General features: G+C 72.1%; 18 protein-coding genes. 10 read left to right on the forward strand and 8 right to left on the reverse strand.

Annotated features, from left to right (window positions below; translation table 11 throughout):
- Positions 1-6 precede the first annotated feature (6 nt).
- The 7 genes from ACFZDJ_RS04165 to ACFZDJ_RS04195 all read right to left on the reverse strand — a co-directional run bounded on the left by ACFZDJ_RS04165 (position 7) and on the right by ACFZDJ_RS04195 (position 6,615).
- Positions 7-864, reverse strand: coding sequence for an ABC transporter permease subunit (locus ACFZDJ_RS04165; protein ID WP_391055962.1), 858 nt, complete (start codon positions 862-864; stop codon positions 7-9).
- Positions 861-1,811 carry an ABC transporter permease subunit gene (locus tag ACFZDJ_RS04170; RefSeq protein WP_390927633.1) on the reverse strand — a complete coding sequence of 317 codons (951 nt, stop codon included), beginning with the start codon at positions 1,809-1,811 and terminating at the stop codon, positions 861-863. The genes ACFZDJ_RS04165 and ACFZDJ_RS04170 overlap by 4 nt, the downstream gene beginning before the upstream one ends.
- Positions 1,808-3,166: an extracellular solute-binding protein gene (locus ACFZDJ_RS04175; protein WP_391055965.1), complete on the reverse strand. Its 1,359-nt coding sequence runs from the start codon at positions 3,164-3,166 to the stop codon at positions 1,808-1,810. The genes ACFZDJ_RS04170 and ACFZDJ_RS04175 overlap by 4 nt, the downstream gene beginning before the upstream one ends.
- Positions 3,167-3,353: 187 nt before the next feature.
- Positions 3,354-4,247, reverse strand: coding sequence for an SMP-30/gluconolactonase/LRE family protein (locus ACFZDJ_RS04180; RefSeq protein ID WP_391055968.1), 894 nt, complete (start codon positions 4,245-4,247; stop codon positions 3,354-3,356).
- Positions 4,244-5,020 (reverse strand): IclR family transcriptional regulator, encoded by a 777-nt coding sequence (locus ACFZDJ_RS04185; RefSeq protein WP_168491181.1) that lies wholly within the window; start codon positions 5,018-5,020, stop codon positions 4,244-4,246. Before ACFZDJ_RS04185 ends, ACFZDJ_RS04180 begins: the two co-directional genes overlap by 4 nt.
- A 162-nt stretch (positions 5,021-5,182) precedes the next feature.
- The gene (locus ACFZDJ_RS04190) at positions 5,183-6,400 is read right to left on the reverse strand and encodes a helix-turn-helix domain-containing protein (RefSeq protein WP_390928668.1); all 1,218 of its coding nucleotides are present in this window, start codon (positions 6,398-6,400) and stop codon (positions 5,183-5,185) included.
- 62 nt (positions 6,401-6,462) lie between these two features.
- Positions 6,463-6,615 carry a hypothetical protein gene (locus ACFZDJ_RS04195; RefSeq protein WP_167552120.1) on the reverse strand — a complete coding sequence of 51 codons (153 nt, stop codon included), beginning with the start codon at positions 6,613-6,615 and terminating at the stop codon, positions 6,463-6,465.
- A gap of 296 nt (positions 6,616-6,911) precedes the next feature.
- Here ACFZDJ_RS04195 and ACFZDJ_RS04200 point away from each other — a divergent pair, with 296 nt between their 5' ends.
- The 10 genes from ACFZDJ_RS04200 (at position 6,912) to ACFZDJ_RS04245 (ending at position 19,440) form a co-directional block, all read left to right on the forward strand.
- Positions 6,912-7,889, forward strand: coding sequence for a porin PorA family protein (locus ACFZDJ_RS04200; RefSeq protein WP_390927627.1), 978 nt, complete (start codon positions 6,912-6,914; stop codon positions 7,887-7,889).
- A 252-nt stretch (positions 7,890-8,141) separates the two neighbouring features.
- Positions 8,142-9,293 (forward strand): glycosyltransferase, encoded by a 1,152-nt coding sequence (locus ACFZDJ_RS04205; protein ID WP_391055971.1) that lies wholly within the window; start codon positions 8,142-8,144, stop codon positions 9,291-9,293.
- Positions 9,294-9,298: 5 nt separating this feature from the next.
- Positions 9,299-10,078, forward strand: coding sequence for a methyltransferase domain-containing protein (locus tag ACFZDJ_RS04210; RefSeq protein ID WP_391055973.1), 780 nt, complete (start codon positions 9,299-9,301; stop codon positions 10,076-10,078).
- Complete coding sequence (locus tag ACFZDJ_RS04215) at positions 10,075-14,664, forward strand: alpha-(1->3)-arabinofuranosyltransferase family protein (RefSeq protein WP_391056824.1); 4,590 nt, start codon at positions 10,075-10,077, stop codon at positions 14,662-14,664. Before ACFZDJ_RS04210 ends, ACFZDJ_RS04215 begins: the two co-directional genes overlap by 4 nt.
- Positions 14,661-16,067: a condensation protein gene (locus ACFZDJ_RS04220; RefSeq protein ID WP_391055975.1), complete on the forward strand. Its 1,407-nt coding sequence runs from the start codon at positions 14,661-14,663 to the stop codon at positions 16,065-16,067. The genes ACFZDJ_RS04215 and ACFZDJ_RS04220 overlap by 4 nt, the downstream gene beginning before the upstream one ends.
- Positions 16,064-16,846, forward strand: a complete 783-nt coding sequence (locus ACFZDJ_RS04225; RefSeq protein WP_390927620.1) for a methyltransferase domain-containing protein — start codon at positions 16,064-16,066, stop codon at positions 16,844-16,846. Before ACFZDJ_RS04220 ends, ACFZDJ_RS04225 begins: the two co-directional genes overlap by 4 nt.
- 15 nt (positions 16,847-16,861) lie before the next feature.
- Positions 16,862-17,767: a hypothetical protein gene (locus tag ACFZDJ_RS04230; RefSeq protein ID WP_075026885.1), complete on the forward strand. Its 906-nt coding sequence runs from the start codon at positions 16,862-16,864 to the stop codon at positions 17,765-17,767.
- Positions 17,764-18,015: a Trm112 family protein gene (locus tag ACFZDJ_RS04235; RefSeq protein ID WP_390927618.1), complete on the forward strand. Its 252-nt coding sequence runs from the start codon at positions 17,764-17,766 to the stop codon at positions 18,013-18,015. Before ACFZDJ_RS04230 ends, ACFZDJ_RS04235 begins: the two co-directional genes overlap by 4 nt.
- The gene (locus ACFZDJ_RS04240; protein WP_391055977.1) at positions 18,012-18,866 is read left to right on the forward strand and encodes an FkbM family methyltransferase; all 855 of its coding nucleotides are present in this window, start codon (positions 18,012-18,014) and stop codon (positions 18,864-18,866) included. Before ACFZDJ_RS04235 ends, ACFZDJ_RS04240 begins: the two co-directional genes overlap by 4 nt.
- The gene (locus ACFZDJ_RS04245) at positions 18,835-19,440 is read left to right on the forward strand and encodes a hypothetical protein (protein WP_391055980.1); all 606 of its coding nucleotides are present in this window, start codon (positions 18,835-18,837) and stop codon (positions 19,438-19,440) included. Before ACFZDJ_RS04240 ends, ACFZDJ_RS04245 begins: the two co-directional genes overlap by 32 nt.
- Here ACFZDJ_RS04245 and ACFZDJ_RS04250 read toward each other — a convergent pair.
- Positions 19,421-20,338 carry a RimK family alpha-L-glutamate ligase gene (locus ACFZDJ_RS04250; protein ID WP_390927612.1) on the reverse strand — a complete coding sequence of 306 codons (918 nt, stop codon included), beginning with the start codon at positions 20,336-20,338 and terminating at the stop codon, positions 19,421-19,423. The genes ACFZDJ_RS04245 and ACFZDJ_RS04250 overlap by 20 nt on opposite strands.
- Positions 20,339-20,354: the final 16 nt, after the last annotated feature.

A 20,354-nucleotide genomic window follows, 5' to 3' on the forward strand; every position in this document is an offset into this window, starting at 1 on the left:
GGGCTGTTACTGGCCGGCCAGACCCGTGTGGGCCACGCCCCGCACGATCTGGCTCTGGAAGAAGACGAACACGACGATCAGCGGGAGTCCCGCGATCAGGCCGCCCGCCATGAGCTGTGGCCAGACGATGCCGAAGGCGTTCTGCACGGTGGCGATGCCGTTCGGCATGGTCATCAGGTCGGGGTTGTTGGTCACCATGTAGGGCCACAGGAAGTTGTTCCACGAGGCGATGAAGGTGAAGATCCCGACGGCCGACAGCGAGGGCTTCGAGAGCGGCAGGACGAGGGTGAAGAAGATCCGCCAGCGGCCCGCGCCGTCGATGAACGCCGCCTCCTCCAGCTCGCGGGGCAGCGACTGGAAGAACTTGTACAGGATGTAGACCATCGCGGCGGGGGCGCACTGCGGCAGGATCATGCCCCAGTAGGTGTCGACCATGCCGAGCGACTGCACGGTGGTGAAGAGCGGGACCCCGAGGATCGCCGGGGAGAACATCAGGCCCGCCATCGTCACGGCCATCAGGACGGACTTGCCGCGGAACTCGGTGCGGGCGAAGCCGTATCCGGCGAGAGAGGCGACCAGCAGCACGATGAAGGTGACGCAGACCGACACGACCAGCGAGTTCACGAACCAGTTGGGGATGTTGCCGGCCTCGAAGACCTTGCGCCAGGAGTCGAGGGTGAAGTCCTTGGGGATCCAGTGCGGCGAGGCCACCGATTCGGCCGGGGTCTTGAGCGAGGTGGACAGGGCCCACGCCAGCGGCGCCATCCAGATCACGGACAGAGCGAGGGCGACGGCCGTCAGGGCGATCTGCGCGGGCGTCCAGGTGCTGCGGGGTTTACGGAGGGTGGGAGACGGCGTGGTCATCGGGAGATGCCCTCCTCTCGGCTGCGGAGCAGCCACATCCGCCCGAGGGCGACGGCGGCGATGATGAGGAACAGGACGAAGGAGATCGCGGAGGCGTAGCCCACGCGGTAGCTGGTGAAGCCCTGTTCGAGGGTGTACTGGACGAAGGTGCGGGTCGATTCCTCCGGCCCCGGGCCGAACTGGTACATGACCACCGCCTGGTCGAAGACCTGGAGCGAGGCCAGGATCTGCAGCGCGATGACGAGGCCGGTGATGTTGCGCAGGTTCGGCACGGTGATGTGGAGCATGCGCTGGAAGGCGTTCGCGCCGTCCAGCTCGGCCGCCTCGTAGAGGTGTTGGGGGATGTTCTGCAGGGCGGCGAGGAAGAGGAGGAAGGAGAACCCGACCGTCCACCACAGGGTCGCGACGACGACGGCGAGCAGGGCCGTGGACTTCTGGGTGAGCCAGGGTGTGGTGAGGCCGAGGACGTGGTTGACCATGCCGTTGGTGGGCTGGAACAGCCACCACCACAGGTTGCCGATGACGGCGGAGGGCAGCAGGAACGGTGCGAAGAAGCACAGCCGCCACAGCCACTTGAAGTGCACGGTGTGGTGGGCGATCAGCGCCATCAGCAGGGCCACGACGACGATGCACGGGACGACGTACAGGGTGAACTGGGCACTGTGCCACAGCGAGTTCCACACCAGGTCGTCCTTGAGGGCTTCGCGGTAGTTGGCGAGGCCGACGAAGTTGGTGTGGTCGCCGGAGATGTTGGCGTCGGTGAAGCTGAGGTAGAGGCCGCGGACCACCGGCAGCAGCACGAAGAGCCCGTACAGGACGAAGAACGGGGCGACGAACCAGCCGCCGTGCTGGAAGCGACGGCTCCAGCGCAGTCGGGCGGAGTCTGCGGCGGTGGTCGCGCGGGGGCGCAGGGTGGTGGCGGCGACCGTGCTCGTGGCGCTGCTCATGCGCCTGCTCCCTTCAGCTCCTGGGCGGCCGTCCTGCCGTCCATGGGGTTCTTCATGGCGAGCAGTTGCTCCAGGACGGACTTCATACGGCGGGCCGCCGCGGCCGGCTTCGCGGAGCCGAGGTTGGAGGAGGCGACGACCGGGCCGACCCGTTGCGCGAGGACACCGGTGGAACCGGCGAACCAGATGTGCGGTTCGGTGGCCGGGTGCTCCATGGCGGGCCTGGAGTACTCGTTCTGCGGGCTGAGCTTGAGGTAGGCGGGGTCCTTGAAGGTGGGCAGATAGGCGGGCACATGGCCGCCGATGGCCCAGGTGGTGGCGTGGGTGACCATGTAGGCGGCGAGCCGGTAGGCACCCTCGTCGGCGGCGCCGCCGCGGCCCGACTGGTGGGGCAGGATGAAGGAGTGCGACTCGGCGTGGGTGGCCGGTTTCCCGAACACCGGGGGCAGCGGCTGGGCGCCGAAGTCGAGCTTCTCGCCGTTGAAGTACGGCACCGACCAGTTGCCCTCCCAGGTGAACGGTGACCCGGCGAGGAAGGCCTCGCCGTCGGCCTCTCCGACGGTGACGTAGCCGTCGGTCACGTGCTTGCGGAAGAACTCCAGGACCTCGGTGGCCTTGTCGGTGTCGAAGGTGACGTCGGTCTGGTCGTCGTTGAAGTAGCCGCCGCCGAGCTGCTGGTAGAAGGCGACGAAGAACCACCAGGCGAAGTTCTGGTCGTTGGCGTGCAGGCCGAGGGTCTGCTGCCCGTTCTTCAGCTGCTTCTTGGCCGCCTTGAGGAGGGCGAACCACTCGTCGGTGGAACCGGCGGCCGGCAGCCGGCCGTCGGCGTCGAGCAGCCCGGCCTTCTTGCAGACGTCCTTGCGGTAGAAGCAGAGCTGGACGTGGATGTCGAGGGGCAGGGCGTAGAGCTTGCCGCCGACGATGCCGCGCTTCCACAGCACGGGGTTGAAGTCGGCCTCCCGCACGCCGTACTTGGCCAGGAGGTCGATGTCCCAGGGGTCCAGGAGGCGGCCGGGCGCGAACCCGGGGACACGGCCCTGGTGCATGACGGCGAGGTCCGGTGCGCGGTTGCCGGCCGCTGCCATCGCGAGCTTGGTGTAGTAGGGGCCGCCCCAGGTCAGGGTGGAGTCCTTGACCGCGATGTCCGGATGTTCCTTGCGGAAGGCGTCCACCATCGCGACCTGGTTGGTGCCGTCGCCGCCCTGGAAGAGGTTCCAGTAGCGGACCCGGGTGCGCGCGCTGGAGGCGAGCGCGTCCGCGCCGGTGCCGAGCGCGGCGAAGCCTAGGCTGCCGGCGACGGTCAGGCCGCCCAGCGCGGCCAAAACGTTCCTGCGGTTCAGGTCAGGTCGTCCCATGCCCTGCCTTCACTGTTCGAGATTCACTGTTCGAAATTTCGGTGATCGCTCGTAACTTCGAACGGGACCGTAGATAGGAAGCGCTTTCTCGTCAATGGTTTGCACAAAAATCGAAGGTCCCCGTCCATCGGTCGACGACCGGACGGGGACCTCTGAGGGGGACCCGGGTTTGATCTGAAGGGGGCCGTCAGCCGGCGAACGGCGGCTGCGGCAGGCCCTTCCCCGCGCCGGGGACGACGAGCACCGAGCCGGAGAGCGGATGCGGCGCCTCCAGGCCCGTACGCGCCGTGGTGATGTACAGGTCGGTCAGGTCCGCGCCGCCGAAGGCACAGGCGGTGGGGCGGGGGACGGGGAGTTCCACGACCCGGTCCAGCTCGCCGTCCGGTGTGTAGCGGCGGACCGCTCCGCCGTCCCACAGGGCCACCCAGACGCAGCCCTCGGCGTCGACGGTGAGCCCGTCGGGCCAGCCCGCGCCCTCTTCGATCACGGCCAACGGACGCCTGCTGAGGGGGAGTTGACCGTCACCCACGTCGAAGACGTCGACGCGGCGGGTCGGGGAGTCGATGTAGTACATCAGCCGGCCGTCCGGGCTCCAGCCCGTGCCGTTGCTGACGGCGACGTCGTCGAGGACCGCGGTGACCGTGCCGTCGGCGGTGATCCGGGACAGGGTGCCGCCGCCCGGGGCCTCGTCGTAGCGCATGGTGCCGAAGAGCAGCGAGCCGTCGGGGGCGACCGCGGCGTCGTTCGCGCGGCGGCCGGGGACGGGGTCGCGGTGCAGCCACCGGAAGCCCTCGGCGCCGCCGTACGTCGCCACACCGTCCCGCAGATTGACGACCAGGCCACCGCCCGCGCGGGGCTTGGCGGCGCCCACGTGCTGCTCGGTGACCATGACCGTGCGGCACCCGGAGACAGGGTCGTACGTGTGGACCCGGGAGCCGAGGATGTCCACCCAGATCAGCCGCTGTGCGTCCGGATCCCAGGTCGGGCCCTCGCCGAGGGCCGCCTCGGCGCGCACCGCGACGTCGAAGGCCGCGTTGCCCGTGTTGCCGGTCGTCCCGGTCTTCCCGCTCGTCGCGGTCATCCCACCACGCTCCGGTGGCCGAGCCGCTCGGACAGTTCGGCGGCGCCCTTCGCGGCGAGCTGCTCCAGCTCCACGCGACGCTCGTCGCTCCAGCGGATCATCGGTACGGAGATGGAGAGCGCGGCGACGACCTGGCCCGTGCGATCGCGCACCGGGGCGGCGACGCAGCTGACGTCCGGGTTCGACTCGCGGCTCTCCACGGCGACGCCGCGGCGGCGGATCTCGGCGAGGGCCTCGCGCAGGGCGCCCGGCTCGGTGATGCTGTTGGGCGTCATCGCGACCAGATCCGCGTTGTCCGGGATACGGGATGTCAGCTCGACGTCGGGGAGCGAGGCGAGCAGCATCTTGCCGACGGAGGTGCAGTGGGCGGGCAGGCGCCGGCCCGCCGCGGACACCATGCGCACGGCGTGCGTGGAGTCGACCTTCGCGATGTAGATGACGTCCGTGCCCTCCAGGATCGCCACGTGGACGGTCTCGTCGCAGGTCTCGGCGACGGAGCGGGCGACCTGCTGGCCCTCGGCGGCGAGGTCCAGCTGCTCGGCGTACCGGCTCCCGAGCTGGTACGGGCGCACACCGAGGCGGTAGCGTCCCGGCTGGCCGGGAACCTGCACGATGTACGAGCGGGCGGCGAGCGTGGTGACCAGCTCGTGCACCGTCGTCCGGGGAAGCTGGAGCTTGCGCACGATGTCGGGGGCGGAGAGCGTCCCGTCCCCGTCGAGGAAGAGCTCGAGTATGTCGAGAGCTCGGGTCACGGCAGGTACGAGGCGTCCCACAACCGGCCCCCTCTCTATGTTCGAAATTTCAACAGCCGATCGGCATGACGAACACAGGCTACTCATAGTGCTCTTGCGCGGGCAATGGGTGGGTAACGGTGAGGTGCAGGGGGTCACAGGGGCACTGGCGCGCAGGCGGAGCCGGCCGCGCGCGACGGGAGGTCAGCGGCGGGGCCGGGGGTCGCCGAGTTCGCCGCGCAGACGCTGCGCGCGGAGTACCAGCTCCAGCTCGAACCGCCGGTCCGGGTCGTCGATCTCGTCACCCCACAGCTCCCTGATCTGGCGGAGGCGGTAGCGGACGGTCTGGGGGTGGACACCGAGCCGCGCGGCAACCTCCGGCGCACCTCCGCGCGTCTCCAGCCACGCCAGCAACGTCTCCGCGAGACGCCGCCCGTGCGTCGGCCCGCAGTGCGCGAGCGGTGCCAGGCAGCGCAGGGCGAGGTCGTCGATCAGCTCCTCGGGCTGGAGGAGCACCAGGGCCTCGGTGTGCTCGGTGCAGTGGAGCACCTCCCCGCCGGGCAGCAACCGCCGCTCCATGAGCCGTACCGCCGCATCCGCCCAGCGCAGCGACTTCGCCGCGTCGGCCAGCGGCACCGGCGGCCCGATCGCCCCGGACCAGCCGGTCAGCGCCCGGTGCAGCAGCTCCGGCCGCCCGGCGGCGTCCGGCTCGGGCACGACCATCCGCGGCTGCTCGTACTCCATGTCGAGCAGCACCCCCTGCCCGACGGCGGGCGCCACGGCCTCCCGCGCCGGCCGCAGCAGCACCCCGACGGCGACCTTGTCCGGCAGTGGCCAGCCGATCCGCGCGGCCCGCTCGACGAGCGCCTCGGCGGGGTCTCCCCGGTGGTGGTGCTCGGCGAGCAGCAGCTCCATCAGTCGGCGCTGGAGGCGCAGGCGCTCCCCCGCCTGCCGGGCCGCGGCCTCGGCGTAACCCCGTACGGACTGGTCCACCAGACCGTCCAGGTACTCGTATCCCGCGTCGACGAGCTCGTACATCGCCGGTGGCGGGATCTCGACCCGCTGTCCGATCTCCGCGAACCGGCGCCAGGCGAGGCGTACGCCCAGCCGGTAGATCGCCTGAAGCGAGTCGAGGCTGCGACCGTGCAGTCCCTCGCCGCGGCCGAACTCCTGGAAGACCTCGGGGTGGACGCGAGGCCTGCCCTCCGCCGTCTCCAGGTGCTGCACGAAGACCTCGATGGCCCGGCGGATGCCGACGAGGGCCATCGGCTCGCCGGAGTCGTCGAGGACGAGGGGCACGTTCGGGTACTCGCGGCGGATCTCCCGGAGGATCTCCTCGGCGAGATCCGGCGCCTCGGCCAGGGCGATCGCCGCGAACTGCCGCACCTGGGCGGGGGGAACGTCATGCCAGGCCGAGCGCATGGCGACGGTCCCGTGGCCGGCCTGCGCTTTCCGGTCCGCCTGCGGCGCGCCCCTCGGCACGGTCAGTGCTCCTGGTCGGCATGTTCGTACGTGATCAGGGGGGTGTTCGGCTGGTCGGGGGTCGCGTCGAGCAGCGCGACGATGCCGAGTGCGGCACCCACGGCGAGCGCGGCGGCGGCCGCGACGGTGAGTACGGCGGCCAACAGTCTGGACATCGCAGGGTGAGCCTCTCTGTCGGAGGTCGTCCCCACCCGTTCCCGTGATCCGCGCAGCCCGTTTCGCCGGTCCCGTCCGGCACGTCCTCAGTCTCGACAATGCATTGACACTCCGTCAAGGGTGCCCGTACGGTTCCCGGCCCATACCGCACGTGCACTTTCCCTCCTGGTGTCGACGCACCCGTATCACCGCGTTCCACCCGTATCACCCGCATCACCCGTGACCGGCCGTGACCGGCCGTGATCAGCAGTGGTGACCCGTGTGTCGAGCCTCCTCACGCCCCTGGAGTGCCCGGATGCGCCGGAAACCCTCACCCCTCGCACTGGTCCTGCTCGGCCTCGGCACGTTTCTGCTCGTACTGGCCCCGATGCTCGCGTGGTACGTGGAACCGCGGGCCGCCGTGAATCCCATCGACATCGACACGACCGCCGTCTACACCGGCACGGGCGCCTATTTCGACACCGCGCAGATCCAGACCCTGTACGACAAGCGGATCACCATCACCCAGCAGGTCAGAGGCGATGTCGCCGACAGTGAGCACAGCGGGCGCGCCGTCTGGGACGTGACGACGACGGTCGACACGGACAAGTCGCTGCCCGCGGCCGACCCGTACGACGCGCTGGAGTTCTTCCCGAACCGCTGGGTCACCGACCGGAAGACCAACCAGCCGGTGCACTGCTGCCAGGAGAGTCCGCACTTCGAGGGCGACGCCTACCTCAAGTTCCCCTTCGACGTGCAGAAACACGCCTACCGCTGGTGGGACAACTCCCTCGGCGCCCCGATCACCCTGGCCTACCGGGGCACCAAGAAGATCCAGGGCTACACGGGTTACCGCTTCACCGGCACGGTCCCCCCGACGAAGATCGGCACCCGGCTGGTGCCCGGCAGCATCGTCGACCTGCCGGGTCGCCCCCAGGTGCTGGCCGAGGAGTGGTACTCCAACCACGGCATCGAGCTGGTCGTCGACCAGCGCACCGGCCGGGTGCTCTACGCCCAGGTCGGTCCGCGCAGGACGTTGCGCGCCCCGGGTTCCACGTACGACTCGACGCTGCTCCTGGACGCCGACAAGCTGGCCTTCACCACGGCAACCCAGAAGGACCAGGTGAAGCAGGCGAAGAAGGAGAGCGGTCAACTGCGCCTGGTGGGGCAGACGTTGCCGACAGGTGCCGGTGTGCTCGGGTTCGTCCTCGCCGCCGCGGGGGGTGTTTTGGTGGTACGAGGGCGACGGGATCCCGGTTCGCCCGGTAACTCCCCTTCACCACTCACGATGTGATGGTCTGTCAGCTCCACAAAGCCCGGAATTTGTCACCTCGGTGAGTAGCAGCTTCCCAGCGCCGGGCGAAAACTATCCACCCCCACCCGAGCACAGCCCTCCCACACTCCCGTGACAGCCAGTACCCGTATCCCCCACAGATCGGCAGATTCACCCCGCACAGATCGGCGAATTCACCCTCCAAGCGACCGACCCGCCCTACGCCCTACCCCCCACGCTGAGTTCCGCACCCTGAGACGAGTTGGAGCACCCATGCCCCAGCACGTGCCCTCCCCGCTGCGCGCCGCGGTCCCGCGCGACGCGCAGTCCCTCCCGGCGCTTCCCCCACAGCCGCGCCGCATCGTCTTCCTCGCCCACCGGGACCTGGGAAACCGGTCCGCGGGCGGATCCGAGATCCTCGTCGACCGGCTCGCCGAGGGACTGACCTCGCTCGGCCACCAGGTCACCCTGGTGTGCGGCGGCCCCGCGGCCTACCACGACTACCGGGTCGTGTCGGCGGGCGGCGACCTGGGCCACTTCCTGCGCGCTCGCTCCGCCTTCCACCGTCAGGTCGGCGGCTGCGACCTGCTGGTCGAGGTCTGCAACGGCATGCCGTACCTGGCCCCGCTCTGGCACCACGGCCCCACCCTGTGCCTGGTCAACCACGTCCACACGGACCTGTGGCGGATGCGGTTCGGCGGGCCGCTGGCGCCCGCCGCCCGGATCGGCCGAAGACTCGAACACTGGGCACTGGCGGGCGCACAGCGCGGCAATCTGCTGGTCGCCGTCTCACCGTCGACGGCCCACGCGCTGCGCGCGATCGGGGTGCAGCGGGAGCGCATCCGGGTCGTGCACAACGGGGTCGAGGAGCCGGGGCCGCTCGCCGAGCGCTCGCCGGAGCCGCTGTTCGTGGCGATGGGACGGCTGGTCGAGTACAAGCGGATCGATCTGCTGCTGCGGCTGTGGGAGCGGGTCCGTCCCGTCACCGGAGGCCGGCTGGTGATCGTCGGCGACGGCCCCGAGCGGGAGAGACTTGAACAACTGGCCGGCCCCGACGTGGAGTTCGCCGGGCGGGTCTCGGAGGACGAGAAGCACCGGCTGCTGTGCGCCGCGTGGCTGCTGCTGCATCCCTCCGCCGTGGAGGGCTGGGGCCTGGTGGTCACGGAGGCGGCGGCGCGCGAGACCCCGGCGGTCGCCTTCGACGTGCCCGGTCTGCGCGACTCCGTGGTCGACGGCGAGACGGGTGTGCTGGCGCGCGGTGAGTCCTCCTTCGCGGCGGCCTGGTGCACCCTCGCCCTGTCCACCCACCGCCGCACCCTCATGGGCAAGTCCGCCCGCGACCGCGCGGCCCAGTACCGCTGGAACAACACGGTCCGCCAGTTCAGGGCGGTGGCCACGGAGGCGGCCACCTCCTGGCGGGGGTGACACCCATGGACGGCGACCCCGAGATACCCCGCCGAGCCCCCGCCAAAGGCGCGCCCCCCGCGTGGAAGGACCCCTCCTTCCGGCGTTCGTTCACGCTCTTCCGGGCCTTCATGCGGGAGCAGGACGACCCCGAGAGCTGCTACTCGTTGCTGGCCCGCGACGCGGCCGACCAGGTCGAGGCGTACGGCGGCGTCGAGGGACGTACCGTCGTGGACGTCGGGGGCGGCGGCGGGTACTTCACCGCGGAGTTCCGGCGGCGCGGGGCGCACGCGTATCTCTTCGAGCCGGACGTGCGGGAGTTGGGGGCGAAGCCCGACGGCTCGGCGGTCGTCGCGGACGGGTATCTGCTGCCGCTCGCGGACGGGGTCGCCGACGTCACCTTCTCCTCCAACGTCCTTGAGCACGTGGCCGATCCGCAGACGTTCCTGAGCGAACTGGTGCGCGTCACCCGGCCCGACGGGCTGATCTACGTCTCGTTCACCAACTGGCTCTCCCCGTGGGGCGGTCACGAGTGGGCGCCCTGGCACTACCTCGGTGCGGAGCGGGCGCGGGCCCGCTATCACCGCCGTACCGGAAGGCCCGCCAAGCACACCCTCGGCGAGAACCTCTTCGCCGTGCACATCGGCACCACCCTGCGGCAGGTGCGTGCCCGCGACGACGTCACGGTCGTCTCGGCGCGCTCCCGCTACTGGCCCATCCTCGCCTCCGCCGTCACCAGGGCGCCGGGGCTGCGGGAGTTCGCCACCTGGAACCTCCTCCTCATCCTCCGGCGGTGTCCACCATGACGACCACGGTCCAGGCTCCTCCCCCGGCGGCCGTCCGCCCCGTCTCGACCACGTCCGGCCCCCCGCACGGGCCGCGGTCCAGGCGCTGGCTGCTGGGGTTCTGGGCCGTGGTGTTCGTGCTGTTCCTGGCCGTGCACCCCGGACGCATGACGTTCGACACCAAGCTCGGTGTCGCGCTCGACCCCTGGCAGTTCCTGTCCGACCTGGGCCAGTTGTGGCACGACCGGGGCGGCTTCGGCGGCATCCAGGACCAGTACGTGGGTTACGCCTGGCCGATGCTGCCGTTCTACGGCCTGTGCAAGCTGATCCACCTCCCGGTGTGGCTGGCGGAACGGCTGTGGCTGTCGATCGTCGTGTCCGTCGCCTTCTGGGGCGCCCTGCGGCTGGCCGAGCGGCTGCGGATCGGGAACGGTTCCTCCCGGCTGCTCGCCGCCGTCGCGTACGCGCTCTGGCCGGTCTTCACGATCGTCGTCGGCTCGACCTCCGCCGCCGCACTCCCCGGCGCCTTCCTCCCCTGGGTCCTGCTCCCCCTCACCGACGAGCGCTACAGCGCCCGCGTCGCCGCCCTCCGCTCGGCGCTCGTCATTCCCTTCATGGGCGGCGTGAACGCGGCGGCGACCCTCGCCTCGCTGCTCCCCGTCGGGCTGTATCTGCTGTCCCGTCCACGTGGACCCCGACAGCGCAAGCTGATCACCTGGTGGGTGCCGGGCGTGATCCTGGCGACGGCCTGGTGGGTGATCCCGCTGCTGATGCTCGGCGTCTACGGCGAGAACTTCCTCCCGTACGTGGAGACCTCGGGGACCACGACCGCCACCATGTCGGCCACGGAGTCCCTGCGCGGCGCCGGGAACTGGGTCGCGTACCTCCACTTCGGCGAGGCCTGGCTGCCGGCCGGCTGGACCGTCGCCGCCTCGGTGATCGTGATCGTCTGCTCGGCGCTCGCGGCGGGACTCGGTCTCGCCGGGCTCGCCAGACGTGACATGCCCGAGCGCCGCTGGCTGGTCCTGACCGTGCTGTCGGTCGCGCTCCTCACCCTCGCGGGGTACGGCGGTGCGTTCGGCGCGCCCTTCCACGGCGTCGTCCAGGACTGGCTGAACGGATGGCTGGTCCCCTTCCGCAACATCTACAAGTTCCAGACGGGCCTCGCGCTGGCCCTCGTTCTCGGCCTCGCGCATCTCGCCGGGGTCGCGGCGGAGCCACGCGGCGCCCGCCCCGTACGCGGCCGCCGCTACGCGCCCCTCGTCGCGGCCGTGCTGATCCTGCCCGGCCTCGCCTGGCCGTACCTCAACGGGTCGATCCTCAACCCGGGTTCCTTCCAGCAGCTCCCCACGTACTGGCAGACCACCGCCGACTGGCTGAAGAAGTACTCGCCCGACTCCCGTGCCCTCGTCGTCCCCGCCACCGCGCACGGCCTCTACACCTGGGGCTCCCCCATCGACGAGCCCCTCGACGTGCTCGCCGACTCCCGCTGGGCCGAGCGGGACTACGTCCCCTTCGGCACCCCCGGCAACCGGCGTGCCATGGACGCCGTCGAGCAGGCGCTCATGACCGGCAGTGACGTCCCCGGCCTGGGGGACTATCTGAGCCGGGCCGGGCTCTACTACGTCGTCGTCCGCAACGACCTCGACCCCGACCAGGTCGGCTACGTCCCGACCCAGACCGTGAAGCGGACCCTGGAACAGTCGGGCTACCAGCGGGTCACCGGCTTCGGACCGGTCGTGACCGGCGGCCGGATCGCCCACCACACCCCGCTCCAGGTCGAGGGCCTCTACCCGCGCGAGCGCGCCGTCGAGATCTACGAACCGGCGGGCAACGGCGCACCGCGCCCCGGACAGGCCGCCCTGAGCGCCATCGCGGACACCGCCGTCGTCTCCGGCGGCCCCGAGGCGCTGCTGCCGCTGGCCGCCGACCCCTCGATGCGCGGCCGCCCCGCCGTCCTGACCGGCGACAACCATCCCGGCCTCGGCACCGCCGCGGTCCAGGTGATCGGCGACGGGCTGCGGCGCGCCGACACCCGCTTCGGCCTGGTCAACTCCAACACCTCGTACACGTACACGCCCGACCAGCGCAACGACAGCGGCAGCGCCCAGGACGCCGGCAAGAAACCGCACCAGATCCTGCCGACCAAGGGCATCCAGCACCAGACGGTGGCCGAGCTGCGCGGCGCCCGCTCGGTGACCGCGTCCTCCACCGGCAACTGGCTGTTCCATCTTCCCCAGTACGACCCCGTGAACGCCTTCGACGGGAACCCCGACACCGCGTGGGCGGAGGGCGCGTCCGGTTCCGCGAACGGGCAGTGGCTGCGGATCCGCTTCGAGGGGTCCCTGGACATGCCGAAGTCCTTCAAGGTCACCCCGCTGCCGCAGGACGGCATGCGGTCCGCGGCGACCCGGGTCCGGGTGGAGACGGAGAAGGGCTCCGCCACCAGCTATCTCGAACCCGACGGCACGACCCAGTCCGTCAAGGCGCCCGCCGGGTCGACAAGTTGGATGAAACTGACGATCGTCGGCTCCACCGCGCAGCGCGCCGGACTCACCGGCGCGGGCTTCTCCGAGATCGCCCTCCCGGACGTCCAGGTCACCCGCCTGCTGAAGCTCCCGACCGACGCCGCCGGCTCGGACGCCGCCGCCGAGATCGTCTCCCTGCACCGCACCACCGACCCCACCGGTCTCGCCCCCACGGGCACGGAGGCGGGCCTGCACCGCACCTTCTCCACCTCGACGGCGGGATCGTACGAGGTGAACGCGAGCGCCGTCGCGATCACCGGCGACGCACTCGACAAGCTCCTATACGACGTCTCGCCCCACCAGCCGAACCGGATCGTCGCGACGGCCGACTCCACGACGGCCCTCGGCCCCGGCCTCGACGCCCGCAACCTCACGGACGGCAACCTGACCACGGCCTGGATCGCCGGGGACAGGCCGACGATCCATCTGAGCTGGCCCGACAAGAAGCCCGTCTCGTCCATGGTCCTGGCCGCGGCCGGCGGCCTCTCCACCCGCCCGACGAAGATCGAGATCCGCTCCCCGGACGGGGACACCGTGGCCGACGTCGACGAGAACGGCTGGGCCCGCTTCGACCCGATCACCACGAACCACCTCGACATCACCGTCACCGAGACCGCGCCGCTGACCCTCCACAACCCGGTCGCGGGCGCCGACCTGCAACTGCCGGTCGGGCTGACGGAGGTGTACCTCCCGGCCCTCGCCGAGTACCGCACCACGCAGCCCGTGGAGACACAGGAGTTCTCGCTCGCCTGCGGGAAGGGGCCGACGCTCGCGGTCGACGGGAAGCTGTACGAGACGAGCGCGAAGGGGACGGTGGGCGATCTCACCGAACGGCGGCCGGTTCAACTGACGCTGTGCCAAGAAGGCTCCTCGAACCCCGCGTTGGACCTCGGGTCCGGCTCGCACCGGGTCGAGGCGGGCGACGCGGGGCCCCTCGCGGTCACGGACGTCACCCTCACCCGTGGCACCGTCGAGGCCGCCGCCGGTGCCGCGCGCGAACTGCGGATCGTGGACTGGCTGGGCGACCGCCGCGAGGTGAAGGTCGGCTCCGGCGCCGCCTCGTACCTCACGACGTACGAGAACTACAACGACGGCTGGCAGGCCACGCTGGGCGGCAAGAAGCTGACGCCCCTGCGGCTCGACGGCTGGCAGCAGGGCTGGCAGATCCCGGCCGGGGCGGGCGGCACGGTCAAGCTGTCGTACGAGCCCTCGACGACGTACGAGGCCGGGCTGATCGGCGGCGGGGTCGGCGTGGCGGCTCTCGCGGGCCTCGTGCTGTGGCGTCGCCGCGAGGCCAACACCGACGAACCGCAGCCGGCGGCGCCGGACGCCGGGCTCTGGCTCGGCACGGTGGCGCTCACGCTGGTGGGCGTGGTCATCGCGGGACCGTTCGCGCTGCTGGTCCCCGCGCTGGCGCTGCTCGCGTGGAAACGGCACGCGCTCCTCGTACCGATCGCGTTCCTCGCGCTCACCGGGGCGGGGATCGCCGCCGCCACGGGCGCCGGGTCGCCACCGGGCGCGAGCGAGGGCGCGTTCGGGCCCGCGGCACAGTTGCTGGCGTTGATCGGGTTGTTCGCCGCGTTGGTGAGCGTCCAGGAGCCGCCCTCCGGAGCGACACCCCGGGGCTCCCGTCCGGTCCTCCCGCCCGGCCCGCCCCCGGGCTCCGAGGCCCCGACGGCACCGCTCCCCCGACGCCGCCGCGGCAAGAACGGCGGCCCCGGGACTGTGGAGGAGAAGCCCGGCCCGGAAGCCACGTCCCCCGGGGAGAAACCCGGCACGCGGGCCAAGTCGCTCGGAGAGGCACCGGCTCGCGGAACCGGGCAGGCCGCCACACAAGCCGGAGCCGAACCCCCGCCCCCCGGGCCCGACCGTGCCTCCAGCCCGACCATCTCCGCACGCGGCCCGGGTTCCGGCCCGGCCGCACGCGGCCCGGGTTCCGCCCCGCGCGAGGCGGGCGCGGGTGACGCGGGTGCGGGCGAGGCGGACGCGCGCGAGGTCGATCCACCCACCGCACGGATCGCCTTCCGCAAGGCGGGGAACCCGGCGGACGACGACACGGGAAGGGACGCACCCCGATGACCGCGCTGGAGCACCCGGCACGGGACGGTACCGACGGACCGTCCCGGCCCCCCGCCCGCGTGCCGTTCCCCGTCGTGGACGAGGTCTCCCGGCACTGTCTCCAGAAGGAGGAACCCGAGACCGTCCACATCGAGGTCCACCTCCCCGGCCACCTGGACCCCGCCCGCCTCACCTCGGCGTTCACCGCGGCCCTGCACCGGCACCCCCGCATCCTGATGCGCGAGGCCGCGGGCCCCTGGTACCGCCGCCGCTACGAGTGGGAACTCACCCCCGATCCGGACCTGGAGGTCGTCTCCTTCCCCCCACCGGGCCCAGGCGCCCTCCAGCACGCACGGACCCGCGCCCTGCTGACCGCCCCGCCCCTGTCCGCCTCGCCGCCCATCCGCCTGGAGGTGGTCGACGGCGCGGGCCCGCCCGTCGGCAGCGAGGCGACGGACGCGGTGGGCACGGCGCCGCGCCGAAGCGCCGCGCCACCTCCCCACACCGGCCCCCGCCCCAAGGGCACCGTCCTCTTCCTCACCGTCAACCACACCGCCCTCGACGGCCCCGCCTGCCTCCGCGTCCTCGCCACCGCCGCGGAGCTGTACGGCGGCAAGGACAACTCCCCGACCGCACCCCCCGTACGACCACCAGAGGCGGAGGCGAAGGCCGTACAGGTCGACACCCCGTCCACCTGGACCCCGCCCGCCCGGGTGGCCCACGGCACCCCGGAGCCCTCGCCCGGAAACGGCCTCCTCGTCACCGAACTCGGCGTCCCGCACCGCCCCAAGGGCTCCCCGTACACCGTGAACGACCAGCTCATGGCGGCCACCGCCCTGATGATCACGCACTGGAACAGGGAACACGGCGCCCGCCCGCGCCCCCTGCGCATCACGATGCCGGTCGACGACCGCCCCCGCGGCACGGACATGCCCATCGGCAACGGGACGCGACTCGTCGAAGTCCCCTTCACAGTCCAGGAGTTGGACGCGGGACGGATGGGCGAGCTGCTGCGCCGTACGGCGGAACGGACCCGTGCGCTCAAGTCGCTGTCCCGGCCCCAACTCGGCCACGGCGCGGCCCTCCTGACCGCCCCCGTGGTCCCGGTCGCCTGGCGCGCCGCCCTCACCCGGGGCCTGCGCCGCGCGGCCGGCCCCTGGACGTCGACCACGCTGCTGAGCAACATCGGCCGCATCCCGTACGCGCTGGACTTCGGCGCGGAGGCGGGCCGCGCGCACGCGGTGTGGTTCTCGGCGCCCGCCCGGACACCCCGCGGCCTGACCGTCACCACGGCCTCCACCGCGGACCGTCTGCACGTCGCCCTGCGCTGGTCGCGCACCCTGCTCAGCCACGGCGACGGCGCCCACCTCCGCGACCTCTTCGAGCACTATCTGCACGCGACGGAGGAGGACGGCAGCCGATGACACCCACGACCTCGACCCCCACCCCTACCCCCACCCCTTCCGCTGCCTCGGCAACCGCCGCCGCCCGCCGGGGACTTCGCGACTTCTACGAGGATCCGAGCGTCCCCGTCGCCTCCGGCACCCCCCGCAGTCTCCGCCAGGCCCGGATGCTGGCCGCAGCGCTCGGCCCCGCCACGGCCGGCGCGCGGACCGTGCTGGACATCGGCTGCGGCGACGGCACCGCCGCCGCGACCGCCGCACCGCTGCTCGCCGGACACCGTCTCGTCGGCGTCGACTGGTCGCAGGACGCCCTCAGACGCGCCCACGCCCGGCTGCCGTACGCGATCCGCGGCGAACTCACCGACGGAGGACTGCCGTTCGCCGACGCCTCGGCCGACGCCGTCCTGTTCAGCGAGGTGATCGAGCACCTCGTGGACCCGGACAGTGCCCTGGACGAGATCCGCAGGGTCCTGCGCCCCGGCGGCCACCTGATGCTCTCCACCCCGAACCTCGCCGCCTGGTACAACCGCGCCCTGTTGCTCGCCGGTGTCCAGCCCGTCTTCTCGGAGGTGAGCCTGCGCGCGATCCACGGCCGCCCGGGGCGGGAGGTCGTGGGCCATCTGCGGCTCTACACGGCCCGCGCGCTGCGGGAGTTCGTGGCCGCGGCGGGCTTCGAGGTCGTACGACTGAGCGGGGCACCCTTCCACGGCGTACCGCGTCCGCTGCGCCCCCTGGACCGACTGGCCTGCACGGCGCCCGCCCTCTCCTCCATCCTGCTCCTGCACGCCCGAAGGACGTAGCCCATGTGGTGGGGAGTGGCCGCGGCCCTGCTGGCGAACGTCCTGTACAGCACCGGATTCGTCCTGGAGAAGCGCGCGCTCGCCGCACTGCCCGAGGTCGACATCCGCCGCCCCGCCCGGCTGCTGCGGCTGGTGCTCGGCAGCCCGCTGTGGATCGGCGGTTCACTGGCGCTGGCCTCCGGCTTCGGCGCCCAGCTCGCCGTCTACCGCACCCTGCCGATCGCCGCCGCCCAGGGCATCTTCGTCTCCGGGCTCGTGCTGCTGGTGCTGCTCTCCGCCCGGCTGCTCGGCGAGGAGACGTCGGGCCGGGAGCGGTACGCGCTCGGCGCGATCCTGCTCGCCCTGTTGATGGTGGTCCTCTCCCTGCGCGAGGGCTCGGACCGGGTCAGCCGCAGTGCCCCCGCGCCGCTGATCCTGACCGTCTGTCTGCCGTCGCTGGCGGCGGGCCTGTGGCTGTACGGGGCCGCCGAGCGCCGTGCGCGGCACCGGCACCGGATGCCGACGACGGGCGTCGAGTACGGCGTGGCGGTGGGCCTGCTGTACGGGGTGAGCTCGCTGGCCATCAAGGGCGTGTCGAGCTATCTGACGACCAGCGACCTGGCGGGGGCGGTGGTCGACGTGCTCCGCTCCCCGTACCCCTATCTCCTTCTCTTCACCGGCGCGTTCGGCCTGGTCATGTCCCAGGCGGCGCTGCAGCGCTGCCGGGCCTCGCTGATCGTGCCGGTCTGTACGACGGTGACCAGCCTGTTCACGGCGGTGCTCGGCACGCTCGCGTTCGGCGAGGCGCTGCCGCACGACCCGGTGCGGCTGACCCTGCGCCTGGCGGGCACCGCCCTCGCGGTGTCCGTGCTGCTGGTCATGCCCAAACACGACGCGGCACCCCAACCCCCCATCGTGGCCAAGGAGCTGACGCCACCATGAACCCCGACGACCCGCTGCTGAAGATCCTGGCCTGCCCGCTGGACAAGGGCCCACTGCACCTGCTGCCCCTGAGTGACGACGAGGCGCCGCACCCCGGGACGGAACCGAGCGCTGGGGAGGCGCTGTACAACCCGCGCCTGCGCCGCCGCTACCCGATCGTCGACGGCATCCCGCAGCTGCTGCCGTCCTCCGGGGAGCAGGTCACGGAGGACGAGCACGAGGAACTCCTCAAGAGGATGGCCCCATGACGAGGACGACAAGGACTACGAGAGCGACGAGGACGACGAGGACCTGGGCCGCCCGGCTCGCTCCCCACCTGCCCACCCGCCTCGTCGCGGCGACCGCCCGGCTGGTCTACCCGCGCTTCGAACCCGAACTGGCCCGCCTCGCGGACCTCTGCCCGCCCGGCTGCGGCACGGCGGTGGACGTGGGCGGCTGGTACGGCCCCTGGACCCACCGTCTTGCGGTCCTGGCCCACCGCGTGGTGACCGTCGAACCGGTCCCCCACCTGGCCGGACTCCTCTGCGCCACCTCCCCCTCCAACGTCCGAGTGGTCCGCGCCGCCGCCTCCGACCGCCCGGGCACGGCGCGGCTCTGGCTCCCGCCGGACGACGCGGGCGACCGGGGCGTGTCGTCCCTGGTCCGCCGGGACATCCACGCCCGCGCGCTGGAGGTCCCCCGCGTGACCCTCGACAGCCTGGGCCTCCACGACGTCGACTTCGTCAAGATCGACGTGGACGGCAACGAACTCGCGGTCCTGCGCGGCGCGGAGGCCCTCCTGACCCGCGACCGCCCGGCCCTCTTCATCGAACTGGAGTCCCGAATCCAGCCGATCGCCCCCGTGGTCGACCACCTCACCCAGCGCGGCTACACGGGCTGGGTCCTGCCCGCCGCCACCTGGCTGCCCCTGGCGACCTTCCCCCTGGAGGCCCACCAGGCCCGCACCTCCCACGTGGTCACCCAGGGCCTGCTGCGCCGCGTCCTGCCCCCGCGCGGCCCCCGTTACGTCAACTCGGTCCTGTTCCTCCCGGACGGCCGCCGACCGGGCTCCCTCCCGATACGCGACCATGGACCCCATGCCCGCCAAGCGACCCGCTAGCCCCTTCACCCCGCTCGACTTCCAACTGGTCCTGCTGCGCCGCATGGCCGACCACAACCCCGGCCTCGTCGAGGACGCCCGCCACGAGCTGGGCGTCTCGATCGCCGACATGCGCGAGGCGAACCGCCGCTGGCAGGCGATGCTGCACGCCCCGCGCTCACGGGCGGCGACCTCCCGCTACCGCTCGATCCTCGGCGCCCCCGAGTCCATCACCCCTCGCCAGATCGGCGACCTGGCCTGCGAGGCCCTGCTCTGGCCCGTCCCCCTCTGGCCCGACCTCCGCTTCGAGGTCCTCGTCGCCCCGAACGGCGTCGCCTGGAACGAGTGGCTGGTCCGCGCCCCAGGGCTCAAAGGTCCACAACCCCGCGCTCTGGACGACCTCCGCCCCTGGTCCTGCACGGTCGACGAGGTCGCCCGCGCCTTCGCCCCCGCCCGCCCCTTGCAGGGCACGGCCCCGACCCGCTGGGGCCTGGCGTTCACGGCCCCGGACGCGTCGGGGGTCCCGCGGGAGTGCGCGGCGGAGTTCACGTGGGGGTTGCTGCAGCGCGTGGCCGTCAGCGCAGAGCGGCCTTGACGACGGCCTCCGCGACCACGGGCACCGACTCCGGGTGCAGCCACAGAAACAGGTTCGGCTCGACGAGCTCCAGCTCCATGAGGCACGGGTTCCCGTCGTCGCCGTCGACGAGGTCGACGCGGGCGTAGAGCAGCTCCGAGCCGTCCGTGCGCTCCGGTACGGCCGCCAGCGCGCGCTCCGCGACGGCGAGTTCGGCCGGGGTCGGCTGCCAGGGTTCCAGGCGGGGGTGCGCGACCTTGTCCGCGTCGTAGGCCGTGCCGGGTTCGAGGACGGCGCCCTTGCGGCTGGCGTGCAGGAAGCGGCCGCCGTAGAACTGGAGGGCGCGTTCACCGGCGGTGTCGATGCTGGTCAGGTAGGGCTGGACCATGGCGGTCAGTCCCCGGTCGTGCATCCGCTCCAGCTGTCGCAGGGCCGTCTCCCGCTCCTCGGGACGGTAGCGGGCGGCGAGCCGCGCACCCGCGCCGGAGGTGGGCTTCACGACGTACTCACGGTCGTCGGGAAACTCCGCGGGCTCACCCGGCGCGAGGTACCGGGTCGGCACGGTGGGCACCCCCGCCTCCGCGAGATCGCCGACGTACCGCTTGTCGGTGTTCCACCGCACCACCGCCGCCGGGTTCGCGAGCCGCGTCAGCTTCCCGCACCGCTCGGCCCACGCCACGAACTCCGCCACCCGCCAGGTGTAGTCCCAGGTGGACCGGATCACCACGAGGTCGAAGGCCGCCCAGTCGACGTCCGGATCGTCCCAGTACCCGATGACGGCCTCCGCCCCGGCGTCCTCCAGGGCCGCCCTCAGCACGGGCAGATCCCGGTCCAGGCTCTCCGCGCCCTCCTCGGGCCGGTAGGTGGCGAGTGCGATACGGGCGCGGGCGGCGGCGGTGCGGGCCACGGCGGACTCCATCCTCGTAACGGCTGAT

Origin of the sequence: Streptomyces sp. NPDC007896 (assembly GCF_042959425.1) — a bacterium.
Lineage (GTDB): Bacteria > Actinomycetota > Actinomycetes > Streptomycetales > Streptomycetaceae > Streptomyces.